This is a genomic window from Clostridium sp., from assembly GCF_032576335.1.
GTDB lineage: Bacteria > Bacillota > Clostridia > Oscillospirales > Acutalibacteraceae > Faecalispora.
In genome coordinates, this window is sequence record NZ_JAWFXC010000008.1 from 12972 (window position 1) to 28563 (window position 15592).

General features: G+C 44.5%; 13 protein-coding genes. All 13 read right to left on the reverse strand.

Annotated elements, in window-relative coordinates:
- Positions 1-25: 25 nt before the first annotated feature.
- On the reverse strand, positions 26-859 hold the full coding sequence (locus E7L17_RS10525; protein ID WP_316323203.1) for a Cof-type HAD-IIB family hydrolase: 834 nt from the start codon (positions 857-859) through the stop codon (positions 26-28).
- A complete protein-coding gene (locus tag E7L17_RS10530) occupies positions 856-2082 on the reverse strand; it encodes an ROK family protein (protein ID WP_316323204.1) in 1227 nt (408 codons plus the stop codon). Before E7L17_RS10530 ends, E7L17_RS10525 begins: the two co-directional genes overlap by 4 nt.
- 301 nt (positions 2083-2383) lie before the next feature.
- The gene (locus tag E7L17_RS10535) at positions 2384-2599 is read right to left on the reverse strand and encodes a hypothetical protein (protein ID WP_316323205.1); all 216 of its coding nucleotides are present in this window, start codon (positions 2597-2599) and stop codon (positions 2384-2386) included.
- Positions 2600-2645: 46 nt separating this feature from the next.
- The gene (locus E7L17_RS10540) at positions 2646-3914 is read right to left on the reverse strand and encodes a glycoside hydrolase family 3 protein (RefSeq protein WP_316323206.1); all 1269 of its coding nucleotides are present in this window, start codon (positions 3912-3914) and stop codon (positions 2646-2648) included.
- Positions 3911-5335, reverse strand: coding sequence for a glycogen synthase GlgA (glgA, locus tag E7L17_RS10545; protein ID WP_316323207.1), 1425 nt, complete (start codon positions 5333-5335; stop codon positions 3911-3913). The genes E7L17_RS10540 and glgA overlap by 4 nt, the downstream gene beginning before the upstream one ends.
- An 18-nt stretch (positions 5336-5353) precedes the next feature.
- The gene (glgD, locus tag E7L17_RS10550) at positions 5354-6469 is read right to left on the reverse strand and encodes a glucose-1-phosphate adenylyltransferase subunit GlgD (protein WP_316323208.1); all 1116 of its coding nucleotides are present in this window, start codon (positions 6467-6469) and stop codon (positions 5354-5356) included.
- On the reverse strand, positions 6469-7680 hold the full coding sequence (locus E7L17_RS10555) for a glucose-1-phosphate adenylyltransferase (protein ID WP_316323209.1): 1212 nt from the start codon (positions 7678-7680) through the stop codon (positions 6469-6471). Before E7L17_RS10555 ends, glgD begins: the two co-directional genes overlap by 1 nt.
- 36 nt (positions 7681-7716) lie before the next feature.
- A complete protein-coding gene (gene glgB, locus E7L17_RS10560) occupies positions 7717-9666 on the reverse strand; it encodes a 1,4-alpha-glucan branching protein GlgB (protein ID WP_316323210.1) in 1950 nt (649 codons plus the stop codon).
- Between the two features lie 491 nt (positions 9667-10157).
- The gene (locus tag E7L17_RS10565; protein WP_316323211.1) at positions 10158-10634 is read right to left on the reverse strand and encodes a DUF6985 domain-containing protein; all 477 of its coding nucleotides are present in this window, start codon (positions 10632-10634) and stop codon (positions 10158-10160) included.
- A gap of 400 nt (positions 10635-11034) precedes the next feature.
- A complete protein-coding gene (locus E7L17_RS10570; protein WP_316323212.1) occupies positions 11035-11919 on the reverse strand; it encodes a hypothetical protein in 885 nt (294 codons plus the stop codon).
- Between the two features lie 78 nt (positions 11920-11997).
- Entirely contained in the window at positions 11998-13395 is a 1398-nt protein-coding gene (locus E7L17_RS10575) for a HAMP domain-containing sensor histidine kinase (protein WP_316323213.1), read from the reverse strand.
- Positions 13392-14045, reverse strand: a complete 654-nt coding sequence (locus E7L17_RS10580; protein WP_316323214.1) for a response regulator transcription factor — start codon at positions 14043-14045, stop codon at positions 13392-13394. The genes E7L17_RS10575 and E7L17_RS10580 overlap by 4 nt, the downstream gene beginning before the upstream one ends.
- A gap of 480 nt (positions 14046-14525) precedes the next feature.
- Positions 14526-15542, reverse strand: a complete 1017-nt coding sequence (gene gap / locus E7L17_RS10585) for a type I glyceraldehyde-3-phosphate dehydrogenase (RefSeq protein WP_316323215.1) — start codon at positions 15540-15542, stop codon at positions 14526-14528.
- Positions 15543-15592 lie beyond the last annotated feature (50 nt).

Genomic DNA, 15592 nt, shown 5'->3' on the forward strand with positions numbered 1-15592 from the left:
ACGCTTGCACGGTCGCAAGCTAATATCATATGTGTTTTTTCGCAAAGTCCAACTGTTTTAGTCCCTCAAGCACTCCTTCATGGTCATTGTCCAACGTAACATTTCGTGCTTGCCTTTTTACTTCTTCCGGTGCATTACCCATTGCAAAGCAAGTACCGGTTGCAAGAAGCATATCTAAATCATTGAAATTGTCGCCAAAGGACACGGCCGTTTCAATGGGAACCCCGTAGTAATTGCAAAGACACGTTACCGCTCTTGATTTTGAAATCGCTCCATTCATGATTTCTAAATACGTATCCTTAGAGCGGTAAACGGAAAACCCCGAAAACTCTTTTATTAGTGCATGGCTAAGGTCTTTTATCTCCCCCGCTTCCCCCATACACAAAAGCTTATGTACTTGCCCCTTTTGCGAAACAAATTCGGGAATTTTTCCTTCTTTGGGAACACAAGCCGTAATGCTCTGTTCCTGCACAATCCATTTATCCTGAATATTGTCTGAAATCCAGTAATTATTGCAATACGTACTGCAACAAACTTGCCGGTAATTTTTCTTCACAAAGTCATTGATTTGAATGGCTTTTTCCCGGTCGATTCCAAGTGTATGGATGAAATTGCCGTGCTCATCCAGAATCAGCGCGCCGCTGTAGCAAACAATGGGTGCTTTTATTCCCAACTCGTGCTGCACGGAAAAAATCGCCGAAGGCATTCGAGCCGAAATTAGTATAAAAGGAATGCCGACAGAATCGAGTTCCTGTATTTTTTGTTTGGTACCCGAGGAAATACAATGGTTGGAATCTAATAGCGTTCCGTCAATATCGCAGAAAACGATTTGATATTGCATAGTTTCGGGAAGAATCAAGTCTCTTGCTCCTTTCTTCCAGCTTCCGAAAATCGGCTTGGAAGTTGCAGTACCTTATCCGTTGCCGTAGCCGCTGCACCATACAGCGTTGGGTCCACCTTCAGGTCAGAAATTTGAATTCGAACCTTCGTGTGGAGTTCTGGAATGACACGCTGTCTTACGACTTCCTGTACAATCGGCAGAAGCAGATCCCCACCCTTTGAAACAGCGTCGCCTAGAATAATAATGTCTGGGTTATAGGCATTAATCAGGGTAACGCAGCCATAGCCGATATACTCTGCAGTTTCGCGAACAATATCCAGCGCGATTGGATTCCCTGCGCGAGCGGCCTCAAAAAGAGAAAGGCAGGCATCACTACACTTTGGATTTTCACTGGGAAGGCATTCGGGTAATCGATCTTGTATTTTCTTTAAGATAGCGGATGCCGAACAATACATTTCCAAACAACCATAGTTACCGCATTCACAGCGCGGGCCGTGAACATCTACACTGATATGCCCGGTTTCACATGCGGTGCCCTGCACGCCCAGAAAAAGGCGACCGCGTTCAATAATTCCAGCACCAACACCGTCGCCCACCAAAAAATAAGCCAGTGTGTGCAGCGGCTGGGTGTGCCCTCCAAATAGCCACTCCGCCAGCGCACCTGCGTTGGCATCGTGCTCAATAAAAACGGGCTTATGAAACTCTTCTTTAAATTCTTCTATAAAATTAATCGTGTGCCAAACAGACATTTGCGTAACAACTGCAATGCGGCCTTCTTCCCTTAGGTAGGGCCCCGGAACCGCAAGACCAATGGAAACTACATTTTCATATTTGTTCAGCATCTCGTGTATCTGCTTTTTCATGGCGGAAAGAACCTTTTGGGGCTCTTCGTCAAGAGGATACTTCGTTTCGGTGTGGGTATATATTTTACCTGAAATATCGAACACACCAACCGCAAACATCTGTCTTGCAAATTTCACTCCAATGATTTGGTGCTTATCTGCATTGAGGCGTAGCCCAATGGAGCGGCGATTGTCGCTGCCCGTTATAATTCCCACTTCAACTACAGTACCCATCTCCATCATCGAGGCTACTATTTTGGTAATAGCCGCTTGAGTTAGGCCCGTTTGTCTGGCAATATCAGCCCGGGAACAAACCTCCTGCTGCTGTAATATTTTCACAACAGCGGAGCGATTCATTTCAATTAAATCACTATTATTTTTACCAATTGCTCCTGTCATTTTAGCTTGCCATCCTTTTCTTGCTTTCAGTGAGTTCACGGAGTTAATTCATTTACTCTGTTAATATACTAATCCTAAATCACAATAATGTCAACTATTTTTTACTAAAGTTAAATATTTTTGTATCAATAGAACAGTTTGCTGATATTATCTTTCAAAGTTTTAAATTTCAATAGGCTGCAAAAAATCCCCAAGGGTTCACCCTTGGGGATTTTCATATGAATGATTCTACAGGCAGTTATACCCAGTATACTCTTTAACATTATTACCGTAAATATATACTTATTGTATAAAATATCTATTATTGTTCTTCTTCCACTTTTTGAAATAAAACATGCTTCTCTTTTAACGAGATTTTCCCGACCTGATAGCCATAGTCTTTTGCTTCCTTTTTATAATTCAAAAAGGAATGGTCAATTTCAAAACCAAGAACCTCTTTGATTTCATCAAAGCTTAGGCGAAATTGACTGCGGCCATCTTTCTTTAAATGCTCCCACAAAGGATTATACTTACTCATTCACACTCTCTTTTCCCTAGTCTACATAGCTCATTTAAAAGCTTTGTTAGCTTAAAATTCCCACGGAATACTTCCAAGCCAAAATGCGAAGCACACTTTCATTCAGCCGCTCCTGTGTGACGGTTCCGTTCTGCACAGCGGCATACAGTGCTTCAAAATCACCCGAAATATCGGTAGAGAGAAGCAAATCGTTCCCAGCCAAAAAGGCGGTGGGTGCGGCGCTTTTTTCCCCTGCCTTGTCTCGCAATCCCTGCATAGAGAGGTCGTCCGACATGACTACACCGGTAAAGCCTAACTCCTCCCGCAGGATTCGATGAACTTCTTTGGAAAGCGACGCTGGATTTTCTCCATCCATCGCCGTTACAATATTGTGCGACACCAGAACGCAGGGCACTCCGGCTTCAATTCCTGCTTGGAAGGGAAGAAAATCGCTGTCTCTGAAGGTTGTCATATCGCGGTTGTCCGTCACCACACTGGTGTGTGTATCTGGATTACTCCCGTACCCAGGAAAATGCTTTAGGGTACTGGAAAGCTTTTTGCTGTTCGCAGCTTCTACTACCGTTTTTACATATTCGGCGGTACGTGTCCCATTGCGCCCAAAGGCACGGGGAAACATGTAGGAGCTTTTCTCAAAGGTGACATCTGCCACTGGGGCTAAATTCACATTGATGCCATAAGAAAGCAACAAATCGGCCTTATCGATGGTGTCCTGACGAACACCGTCAAACCCGCCGTTTGCAAAAACCACTTGCGAAGAGCGAAACTTTTTAGGCGCCAATGCTGAAAATTGGCTTATCCGCGTTACAGTGCCGCCCTCCTCGTCTACCGCTAGTGCCATTTTCACCTTACTAGCTTGTTGGTACCCTAGCAGCATCTCGCGTACCTGCTCAGGAGTTTTCTTCTCAAAGCTGTTTGCGGAGAGGAAAAAACCTCCCGGCTGGTAATCGGTTACCGTTTGCACGTCTCCGGTTGTGGGTGCACGGAATAAAAAGACTTGTCCCACTTTCTCTTTTACAGACATTCCCGCAAGAGTTTGCGATGCCTTGGGGTAAGCATCCTTAAAGATGCCGCTCCCCTCAATCACAGGCGGAGTAACCTCCGAAGCCACCATGGAGGATGCTTGAGACTCCGGCGCCGAAGATGACGCCACAGGCTTTGAAATACTAGGCACGGGTGTTTTCACCTTAAATGGAGAAAACGGCCCAAATAGGGCAAAAGCCCCTGCCCCTGCTAGCAGAAGACCTACTAACAGGAGCACGGGAAATTGATTTCGTTTATATTTGGAATATCGAGGTGTGTAATGCTTTCTACTCACTGTTTCAGCAGCTCCCTGTAAAGTCGAATGTATTCATTGGCTGAACGGCCCCAGCTGTTGTCGCATGCCATGGCACGGCGCACTAAAATATCCCAGCCTTCCTGATTCGCGTAGCCCTCCAGTGCGCGGTATAAGGCATAAACCATATCTCCACTGTCGTAGGTTTGGAATGTAAAACCATTTCCCTCGCCATCGCCGCTGTCCTGAATGGAATCTTTGAGGCCACCGGTTTCACGCACCACAGGAATTGTACCATAGCGCAGAGCAATCATTTGCGAAAGGCCGCAAGGCTCGCTCTTCGAGGGCATTAAGAAAATATCGCACCCGGCATATACTCGGCGTGAAATCTCCGGTGCAAAGCCAATAAACGCACATACACGACCAGGGTAACGGCTCTGCATATCACGGAAGAAGCATTCATACTCATATTCGCCGGTACCAAGCAAAACAAACTGTGCGTCTGTTTCTTGCATAATGCGCTCAAACGAATCGCGTACCAAATCAAGCCCTTTTTGCGCCACAAGCCGTGATACCATACCCACCAGCGGTGCACCTGCATCCTGTGCAAGCCCAAGCTGCTCTTGTAGAGCACGCTTATTTTCTGCCTTGCCAGTTGGGTCTTCGGCACTAAAAGGTGCGGCAAGCGTTGCGTCGTTCTCCGGGTCGTAATGTACGTTGTCTATTCCATTTAATATGCCGGAAAGCTTCCAGGAACGAGAATTTAAAATTCCCTCGAGCCCATAAGCAAACCAGGAATCGAGTATTTCATTTGCGTAGGTAGGGCTAACGGTTGTTACCCAATTAGCGCACTCAATACCGCCTTTGAGCATATTGACGCAATCATCGTATTCTAATAGCTGAGCAGCGGATTCCGGAACTCCCAAAACATCGCGAATCAGTTCCTTCCCGTATTTGCCCTGGTACTGAATATTATGGATGGTAACAATCGTCTTAATTCCCTCATACCAAGGATTATTTGCATAAAACAGACGAAAATACACGGGAACCATTGCCGTTTGCCAATCGTTGCTATGAATGATATCGGGTTTAAAATCAATAGCCGGCAGCATTTCAAGTGCCGCACGCGATAAAAAGGCAAACCGCTCTGCATCGTCGTAGTGGCCGTATAGACCCGGGCGTTTAAAATAATACTGGTTGTCGATTAGGTAATAAATCACCCCGCCCGCTTTTGCCTCAAACACGCCGCAGTACTGCCGGCGCCATGCAACCGGAACCGAAAGGCTGGTAACAAAATGCATTTGGTCACGCAGCTCCTGCGGAATATCATCGTAAAGCGGCATTACTACACGGCAGCCGATGAGACGGCGGCGCAATGCTTGCGGCAAGGAACCCGCCACATCTCCTAAACCACCGGTAGCGGCAAAGGGCAGGGCTTCACTGGTACAATATAATACTTTCATCACAACGCCTCCTGTCAATTATACGGTGCTTCCTTTACTGATGAATACCGGGTAGGACTGGAATCCCATGAGAGTGCGTTCTTGCTTTATTTCAACATCTTTATCAATCACAACATAATTCAAGCGGCTGTCTCGCCCAATGATGCTGTCTTGCATGATTACACAATTTTCAAGCTTTGCGCCTTTGCCTACTTTTACGCCACGGAACAGCACGCAATTATGAACCTCGCCGTCTACCTGGCAGCCATCTGCAATGAGCGAATTTGACACATGGCAGCCAAGGCCATAGCGAGCGGGCATATCATCGCGTACCTTGGTATAAATAGGGCGGTCCGGGCAGAAAAGCTGTGAGCGTACCTGCGGCAGCATGAGTGCCATATTGGCTTCAAAATAAGAATTCATAGACGAAATCACCTGCATAAACCCGGTAAACTCATGGGCATACACACGGTAATGCGGTATGTTTCTTTGCAGTAAATCCCGTGGAAAATCATATAAATTGCGGCTCACACAATCTTCCACCAGCTTCATCAGCAATTGGCGGCCGATGAGAATGATATTCATGCTGTAATTGCACTCGCCCTCTATGCGTGGGTCAATGAGCATATCTCGCACACGGAATTCGGGGTCAAGCTGCAATACGCCTACACTCGAAATTTTTGGTGGAATTTTCCCATAACGGTAAACAATCGTAATATCCGCCTGCTTTTCCATGTGTGCTGCTATTACCTTTTTGAGGTCGATATTGGCAACTGTGTCGCAGTCACTAAGCAGAACATATTCCTCTTTCGAGCTGGAAAGAAAGCGAAACGCTGCTGTAAGTGAATCGATACGGCTATTGGAAATGGAGCTTTGTGCACCGAACGGCGGTAGCATATATAAGCCCTCGCGCTTACGGGATAAATCCCACGCTTTGCCAGAGCCAAGGTGATCCATCAGCGATTGATAATTGCTTTTGGTCATTACACCCACTTTATTAATGCCGCAGTTCACCATATTGGAAAGGGGGAAATCGATGAGACGATACCGCCCGCCAAACGGAACAGATGCCATTGCGCGTTTTTCAGTCAGTTCGCGCACTCTTTCTTCATGTACATTTGAAAACAGTAACCCTACTACATTATTTCCGCGCATTATTTTGCCACCTCCTCCGCATCAATCATTGCCTTTGCGGGTACAATTTCTCCCGGATTAATCACACAGCTTTCACCGATTACGGCAACTCCCCATTTGGATTTGTCATCCATTTCTTCGGGTCTTGCTCCTACCACGGCACCCTTACCGATTACGGCGTTTTCAGATACAATTGCGTATTGCACTACGGCATCCTCTTCAATTCGGCTGCCCGGCATAATAATCGAATCTCGCACCACTGCACCCGGTGCGATATACGTTCCAGCAAATAAAACCGTAAAATCTACCTCACCGTACACATTGCAGCCCTCTGCGATTAATGAGTTCTGCACGCTCGCCTCCGGTGCCAAATAATGCGGTGGCATCACCGGGTTACGGGAATAAATTCGCCAAGATGGTTCTCCCAAATCCAGCTCTGTATGGGGGTTGAGCAAATCCATGTTCGACTCCCACAGGCTTTCTATGGTACCAACATCCTTCCAGTAGCCGGTAAACTCATAGGCGTACATTCTCTCGCCGGCTTCCAGCATTGCTGGCAGCAAATCCTTACCAAAATCATTGGAGGACTTTGGCTCAGCCTCATCAAGCTCCAAATACTTTCTTAGCTTGTTCCAAGAGAAAACGTAAATACCCATCGAAGCTTTGTTGCTTTTCGGCTTTTTTGGCTTCTCATCAAATTCATAAATAGAGCCATCTTCTCTTGTGTTAAGAATCCCAAAACGAGAAGCCTCTTCCCATGGCACCTCAAACTGTGCGATGGTGCAGTCTGCTTCCTTTTCCTTATGGTAAGCAATCATTTTGGAATAATCCATTTTGTAAATATGGTCGCCAGAGAGAATCACGACGTAATCAGGATGGTATCTTTCAATAAACGGAATGTTCTGGTAGATTGCATTCGCCGTTCCCTTGTACCAGTCTGCTTTACGCCCACGCTGGTACGGTGCGAGCATATGAACTCCAGCATCCATACTGTCTAAATCCCACGGCTGGCCGCTGCCTATGTAGTCATTGAGCACCAAAGGCTGGTACTGTGTAAGCACACCCACTGTTTCAATACCCGAGTTGACACAGTTGGAAAGCGGAAAATCGATGATACGGTATTTACCACCGTAAGGTACCGCTGGCTTTGCCAGATTTTTGGTCAATACCCCCAGACGGCTACCTTGCCCGCCCGCCAGCAGCATGGCCACTACTTCTTGTTTTGGCAACATCGTAATTACCTCCTTGGCTTATATTTAAAAGAGCCGCTATTTAGTTTCGCTGCTATCCATTTTTAATAATTTCCCACCGCTTTTCTTCGGTCTGCGGCGCTTGCACCTTAAATAGAACACAGACATAGGCGGCAGTGTTAAGCTTACGCTTTGCTCATACCCGTGCATAGGAATGGGATGAGCCGCAATGGAATCTCCATTGCAAATGCCCGTGCCACCAAATTCTGCTTGGTCAGAAGAAAACACCTCTTCATAAATACCGTCAAACGGTACACCAATGCAGTAGTTTTCCCTTTGAACGGGCAAAAAATTACATACAACAATTAGTTCTTTGCCAGCTTGGTCGATTCGGCGGAACGAAATCACGCTTTGGGTATAATCGTCGTTAGAAATCCACGCGAAGCCTTCCCAAGAAAAATCAATTTGCCACAAAGCAGGAGTTTGCAAATAGAAGTGATTGAGTGCCTTAAAAAAGCCCTGCGCCTGCTGATGCAGTGGATATTCCAAAAGGAACCACTCTAATTGCTTTTCATTGTTCCACTCTACAAATTGGCAGAACTCCGTACCCATAAAGATGAGTTTTTTCCCCGGGTGTGCCATCATATAGCACATAAATGCACGTACACCGGCAAGCTTTTCTTCATTGGAACCGGGCATTTTATTAATTAGCGAGCATTTTCCATGCACCACTTCATCGTGAGAGATGGGCAAGATAAAATTTTCAGAAAAGGCGTAGAAAAAGGAAAACGTGAGATTATCGTGATTGTATCTGCGGTAAATGGGGTCAAGCGACATATACCGGAGCATATCGTTCATCCAACCCATATTCCACTTATAATTAAAGCCCAAGCCGCCACAATAAGTGGGACGGGAAACAAGCGGCCAGGAGGTAGATTCCTCCGCAATCATCATCACATGAGGAGATACCTCAAACACTACTTCGTTGAGCTTCTGAATAAAAGTGACTGCCTCCAGATTCTCACGGCCACCCTTTTCGTTAGGGAGCCACTCTCCCTCCTTGCGGCTGTAATCGAGATAGAGCATCGAGGCTACGGCATCCATTCGAATACCATCAATGTGGTACTGCTCCAGCCAAAACACGGCACTGGAGGTTAAAAAGCTGATGACCTCACTGCGTCCGTAGTCGAACACCAAAGTACCCCAATCTTTATGCTCACCCTTTTGGGGATCTTTATATTCGTAACAAGGAGTACCATCAAATCGGGCCAAGCCGTTTTCATCTTTTGGGAAGTGTGCCGGAACCCAGTCCAGAATGACACCAATCCCTGCGTGATGGCATTGATCAACAAAATACATAAAATCAGCTGGTGTTCCATAGCGAGAGGTTGGAGCAAAATAACCGGTTACCTGGTAGCCCCAAGAGCCTTCAAACGGGTATTCGGTCAACGGCATCAGCTCTATATGCGTGTAACCCATTTCAACTACATATGGAATCAGCTCTTCTGCAAGCTGGCGGTAGGTATAGGAACTCTCATCCGCATTTTTGCGCCATGAACCGGCATGAAGCTCATAAATATTTACTGGCTGGTTGCTATGCGGCTTTTGTGCCTGCTTACGCTTCCACGCGGCATCCTTCCACTGGTATTGCGGTAGAGAATAATATTTCGATGCATTCCCAAACCCATTTTCAAAATGGTATGCGTAAGGGTCACTTTTAAATATTTTTGTGCCATCCACTTGCTCCACACAGTATTTGTAAGAGGTAAACTCGGGCAATACAAAAGGCAAAGTGCCCTCCCAAACGCCCTGGCTGATTTTCTTCAACGGATGCTCGTCGGCATCCCAGTCATTGAACTCGCCTGCAACGGTAACAGAAAGAGCGTTCGGAGCCCATACACGGCATACCATGCAGGGGGACCCGTCCTGTTCCGCTTCGTGCATGCCCATATACTCATAAGCTCTATAATTTGTACCCTGATGAAACAGAAAAAGAGGTAAATTAGAGCTTTGTGCTATGAATGACATGTGAATCCACTTCCTTCCAGAGCTTTCTGTTTTCATCATACCATAAATCCTTAAAAATTCAATAGTTTTAGTAATATTCTTAAAACAACTTCATATGTCATCTCGATAATTTGTTTATATATTACAAATTACAGCCGTATTGCTTATGTAATGAGTAAAGTGATTTGTTATTTTAACTTCATTCACTGAAAGAGCAAAATACTGAAATCCTTTCTATTTATCTAGAGATATTGTTCAAATGAAATTCAGACCACATTATTGTATCTTACCGGAATTCCCTTGTCAGATTTTAGAAAATACAAGGGGCGGCATACTTTTCGTTATTCTTCATCGAATAAAACACCATAATTAACACAAACTTTGTTACTATTATTTTGAATGCCTCTAAACGAATAGATAGAAAAACGGTGCATATGCTTTTGCACATGCACCGTTCACATTCCCTGAATTAGGTGTATATAACAGGATTACTATTTCAAATCACCTTTTGCTTAAATATCTTGGTCCGTAACATGAATTACTTTTTCATTAACTAGAGCAACACTTAAAAGTCTGTAGTCGTTATTAACCCACTCCGCACTGAAAAGCAATACAATAAACCTACCTTCTATCTCCAAATATTCGTGAGGCTGTGCTTCTATTCGAATACTAATCAGCTCTACATTTTCCAGCACATCTTCAACCGTTTTAAACTTTGGGTAGCTCTGTGTGTGATCGGTATCGTCCCAATGCTCATTTTGGTATTCGATAATAGCCTGTAAAACATCCGGCACTATATTGTCCCAGTTAGCAAGCATCGCTTCATATGCTTCGCAATGCTCTTTTTCAATTCCACCATTTCCGTTTGTTTCCGATATTACCAACTCTATTTCTTTTTCTTGGCCTGAAAACGCAACGACTGTTTTCGTTATGTAACCTTCATAGTCATCATATTCCAGTTCCCCAAATAACGGATGAGATTCCTGCATAATACCACTCCTGTATTAATTATATCGATTATCCGGCACTTCCAAGTACATCGAAAATAATAGGGTGCGCAAAACTCTGATGCAATGCCTACACGTATTATAATATAAATTTTTAATTTTGTAAGCAAGATTGGAAAAGAAAAATCATCAGTATACTTGTATCAAAAATAGTAAAAAACTCTTTATTCTAAGCCGTATTTACCATAACAAAAGCAAATCTCCTTAATAAATCTTCTATCCAAATAAAAAACCGCTCCTTTCGCTTAGACAACTAAGCAAAAAAGGAACGGTTCTATTTTTGTACAAAAGTTATATGGCGGTAAAACACCCTCTTCTTTTAAGAGTTTCTAAGGAAACAAACCGCCATTATGTGAGTATTTCGTTAAAGCTTGTAGCCAGTTTATTTGCTTTTCGATTCTAACACTGCAGTACCGGAACCCTTCGGCGCTTTATCCATTTCTGCCAACTCTTTTTCTAGTTGCTTGATAGTGGCATCCTGTTCCAATACGTCATCATTGTAGCTAACAGCCAAAAGTGCTTTGTCATATCGCGATAATTCAATGATGGCAAGTTGGCCGTTTTCTCCCACAATACGGAAGTTTACTGTGGGGTCATTATAAGAAGATCCTTGCGAGGCAATGGTAGCAGATTTTATAGCGCCACCTACCACATTAAGCTTTTCCGCATATTGCTTGGCTATATTCTCCATTGCGGTAGGGTTTTTCGCGAGATTTGCATCATACCCGAGATTGACCTTTGCAGAAATAATTCTGCCATAACTCGCCGCATAGACCTCACCTGTGATGGCATCAATTGTAAAGATGTACACCGGGTGCTCCGGCCCCTTTTTGCCATCTACCCAAAATTCGCCCGACCATTTTGCGCGAACCGTGTCATGAGCAGCATTATAACCCATTTCGATGGTTTTTCCTGTAAGGTCAAGATTAAATACAGACCAAAGTGCTTTTGCACCAATTTCAGCGGCTTTGTCGCGCGAAATATCGTTAGCAGTGGGTTTACTGTTTCGGTAGGACTCAAGGTCGTTATTCACGATGTTGTAGTTAGGCTTTACATATCCATCCTGCTTTTTAATTTGTTCTGGTGTTGTAGTAGTACGGGCGCTAACAGGGTAATTCGTTGCCAGTGTAGTTACTTTGCTGCTTTCAGCAGCTACAGCAACCTGGGTCATACCTTGAAATATTCCGGTAACAGCGCCGAGCATTAAAACAGTAGCAAGAAAAGTCTTAGCAGCTCCGTTTTTTCTTTTTCCAATTTCGTATTTCATTATACTATCTCCTTAAATTGTATTGTGTTTCACCACAATATAAGAATAAAGCCGCGATATTGGCAAGTTATCATCAGGTTATGTTAAAGTTGTAAAAGTTATAGTTGCTGTTGTTCCCGTTCCGGGGTTGCTGGTAAGAGCCAATTTTGCTTTGTGCCGCGCCACAATCTGCTCACAGATTGCCAAACCCAGCCCCGCCCCGCCATCAACACGATGCCTATGCTTTTCCACCCGGTAATATGGCTGGGTCACTTGAGAGAGCGCCTTTTGTGGGATACCCTTCCCTTTATCCTCCACGGTAATCATCGGTGTTTCGTCATATTCAAAGGCTTTTACCATAATTGGGCTACCCGGATTACTAGCCTTAATCGCGTTATCAATAAGATTGATGAGCAAGCTTTCCAACAGGTTCGCATCACCATAAATCTTTGGTATTTCACAATAAAACAGCAGGTCAATTTTCTTTTCCATTGCTTTTAGTAGCATGGCTTGCTTTACCTTTTGAAACAGATCTTCTAGCGAGAGAGGCTCCATGTGAATTTGATCGCTTCGCAGATTTGCCAGCTCCATCATTTGATAGGCCATTGTCTGCATTCGGCTGCTCTCCGACAGGATGCACTCCAAGGCAAAGTGTTTTTCATCGTCTGAAATAGCAGCTCTCTGTATATATTCGGCGTATCCATAAATTGTAGTTAATGGTGTTTTTAGTTCATGGGCAAAATTATCTATAAAAAGTTGTTTGTTTTCCGCTGTGGCAACCAGTTCTTGCATTTGCCGTTGAATCTCGTCAGCCATTTGGTTAAAGCTTTGCGCCATGGCTGCCAGCTCGTCTGTTCCCTTTATGGTAAGGCGAGTTGCATAGTCGCCTGCGGCAATCCGCTTGGATGTATTGGAGATATCTCTTAATGGCTGGAACAGCCTGTTTAAAAGCAATTGCAAACCGATTGCCAAAAATCCTGAAATAATTAGTCCAACTACGAACATCGTGTTTTTCATGCGGTTCCATCCATGCAGGGTACTGAAAATATCTGAGCGATAAACAAGCGCATAATTGTTATAGGGCTCCGGCAACCGGCCTGCTACCCAAACAGCCAAGCTGTCACCATTTTTTTTCAGTGTGATTCGACGGTCTCCGTTTTGGAGTAGCTCGGAAAGATCAGACTCACCTTCTCCATCAAGGCTTGAGTAAACCAGAGTATTGTTATCATAAAGGGCTATGCCTGCCTTTTGATTTTCTGCTAGAATTCCGTAAGGCTGCGATAAGTCGGCAATACCCTGTTTATAATCAACGCCTCGGCTGTCAAGAGCGGTAATATCCCGAAGCAGCCCTGATGAAATGTAATAATGCACTGCAGAGGAGCTTTCTTTGGCCTGCCCCATTGTTTCGCGGTAAGTGTGAATCGCGATGAGCATGATGCCGACATGAATGGTAATGAGAAATAGCAGCAATGTCATTAAAAAGGTACGCCGCTTCATGGCCGCACCTCCAGTCGGTACCCAAGCTTGTACACTGTTTTAATACAATCTTCCCAACCCAATTTCTTGCGGAGCTTCTGTATATGTACATCTACTGTTCGGCAGTCGCCCTCAAAATCATATTCCCACACCAGCTCCAACAGCTTATCGCGCGAAAGAGCAATGTTACGGTTCGTAATTAAAACTTCCAATAATTCATATTCTTTTGGCGTTAAATCGACCATTTGTTGGTTACGGTAAACCAAATGTCCATCAAATTCCACACGCACATTTTCCAGTTCAAATATTTTGGTGTCTTTTTTGGTTCGCCGCAAAACAGCTTCTACGCGCGCAGTCAATTCTAGCATTTCAAAGGGCTTCGTAATGTAATCATCCGCACCAAGCGAAAAGCCCTTTATTCGATCGACCAGACTATCTTTTGCGGTTAAAAAGATAGTTGGTGTACGGTTTTCCTGCTCCAAGAGGGAAAATCCGTCCAACTCTGGGAGCATAACATCCAAAAGAATGAGGTCATATTTATCCTTTTGCATTTCTTCCAGTGCAACTTTTCCATCATAGACACAAAAACAGGTATGCCCCACAAGCTGCAAGTTTCTTTTAATCAATTCATTTATTGTAAATTCATCTTCCACAATCAAGATGTTCGCCATATAATCACCACCAACTTTTATTATATCATCGTTATGTTATGGAGTTGTAAACTGCGATAAGCTTTGCATATACACAACCAGTAGTTTTCCTTTAAAAAGCTGACACCAAAGCAATCCTCAAGAAAGCTTGAGAATTGTTTTGGTGTCACTGAAGATACGCGTTCAGTACATAGAGTCTAAGAATGTCCTGTTTATCCACCATGGAAAAGTTGGCAGCAATTACTTTACATCGCTTTCTCAGAGAAATTTTAAGTTTTTGCCAGAAGCCACAGGAAGCATATCCCCTCTTCGCAATCTATGTAGAATGCTTTTAATGACATAAAAAACCGCTCCTTTTCGATTAGACAACTAAGCGAAAAAGGAACGGTTTAATTTTTGTATCGTTGTTTCAATTCAGCGGATTTTATCACACCAAGCAGAACACGATACAATCACTACTATTTTGCTGTAGTATTAGAAAACGGCTTTAGACAGCCATTTTTATTTATGATCCACACTGAACATGTGCTTGATCAAATCGAGCACCTTGTTGCTGTAGCCCCACTCATTGTCGTACCAAGAAACCAACTTAACAAAGTTGGAATTGAGCATGATGCCTGCTTCTGCATCGAAGATGGAGGTGCGGGGGTCGCCCAAGAAATCGGAGGAAACAACCGCATCCTCTGTATAGCCCAGAATACCCTTCATTTCGTTTTCAGAGGCGCGCTTAACTTCTGCACAGATTTCTTCATAGGTAGCAGCCTTCTCCAAACGGCAGGTCAAGTCAACCACAGATACATCCAAGGTAGGAACGCGGAAGGACATACCGGTCAAGCGGCCTTTGAGCTCGGGGATAACCAAGGTTGCAGCCTTTGCAGCACCAGTGGAAGAAGGAATAATATTACCAGCAGCTGCTCTGCCGCCTCTCCAGTCTTTTGCGGAGGGGCCGTCAACCGTCTTCTGGGTAGCGGTGGTGGAGTGAACGGTAGTCATAAGGCCTTCTGCAAGACCAAACTTGTCGTTAATCACCTTCACCAGCGGAGCCAAACAGTTGGTTGTGCAGGATGCGTTAGAAACAACTGTCATATCGGAGGTGTAAACATCGAGGTTGACGCCGCACACGAATGTGGGTGTCTCATCCTTTGCAGGAGCAGAAATAACAACCTTCTTTGCACCTGCGGCAATATGAGCGGAAGCACTCTCTTTTGTTGCGAATACGCCGGTGGATTCCACAACATATTCTGCGCCGTCAGCACCCCACGGAATGTTCTTGGGGTCTTTCTCAGCATGAACGTTGATCGCTTTGCCGTTTACAATCAGCTTGCCATCTTTCGTGCCGATTTCGCCCTCAAATCTGCCGTGCATTGTGTCATACTTTACCATATACACCATGTAATTCAGATCGATAAAGGGATCGTTAATCCCAACAATCTCGAATGCATCTGGTTGAGCCACCGCCGCACGGAATACCAAACGGCCGATGCGGCCAAATCCGTTGATGCCAATTTTAATAGACATAGTACAACCTCCTATTAATCGATTTAAAGCTTTCCTTGTCTTTCCATTAT